At 44.7% G+C, this 629-nt stretch carries 1 protein-coding gene and 1 pseudogene; both read right to left on the bottom strand.

Features of this window, described 5'->3' with window-relative positions; genetic code table 11:
• Positions 1–63: pseudogene (locus R7Z77_RS26430) on the bottom strand (type III secretion protein); the annotation flags it as partial.
• Positions 64–123: 60 nt separating this feature from the next.
• Entirely contained in the window at positions 124–537 is a 414-nt protein-coding gene (locus R7Z77_RS26425; protein WP_318137180.1) for an LcrR family type III secretion system chaperone, read from the bottom strand.
• Positions 538–629 lie beyond the last annotated feature (92 nt).

The raw sequence follows: 629 nt of genomic DNA, 5'->3' as shown, positions 1-629 counted from the left end.
TTCATCCGCATTTCGAATGGCTAACTCTGCATTTTCAATAGCTTGGGTAAAGGGTTGCTTCATATTGATTCCTATCTTAAAGCGTGTCTTCTCATTGGCGCTGTCAGTAACAGTCGAGAGTTTTTACATTTTTCTCTTTTTCAGTGGGCGATAGTCTGCAAGCCGCAAAAAATACCAGTCGGCTTGTTGATCGTGGCTAGCGCCACAGGCGCGTAAGTAGAATTGAGCCAAGCGTTGGCTACTCATGTTGCTACCACGCAACACATCAACGTTACCGCGGATAACCCAATCAGAAGGAAAAAGAGGGATGGCGTGCTCAGCCAAAAGAAATAGGCAAGAAAAGGGGTTACTCAACCCCAATTTTGGACGAACGCGTTTCAGAAGAACGATGATGATTTCACCGTCCTCCACCCGAAAAACGAGCTCTAAGCCTTCAACTTCAATTCGATAACCAAGTTGAATTTCACTTTGTTGCCAAAAGTATGGCGTCACTTCGATCCCCGCTTGCGCCAGCGAGAGTATTAGTTTTGTTTTCATTACATCCCCACCCTTCCAAGTGGCTGAATATTGATTTGCTGGGTTAGTTCTTGAAATGACAAAACAGGCAGATCGTAGTATTCCGATTCAAT

The organism is Vibrio sp. 1401 (assembly GCF_033340295.1).
This window is presented reverse-complemented; position numbering and strand designations above follow the sequence as displayed.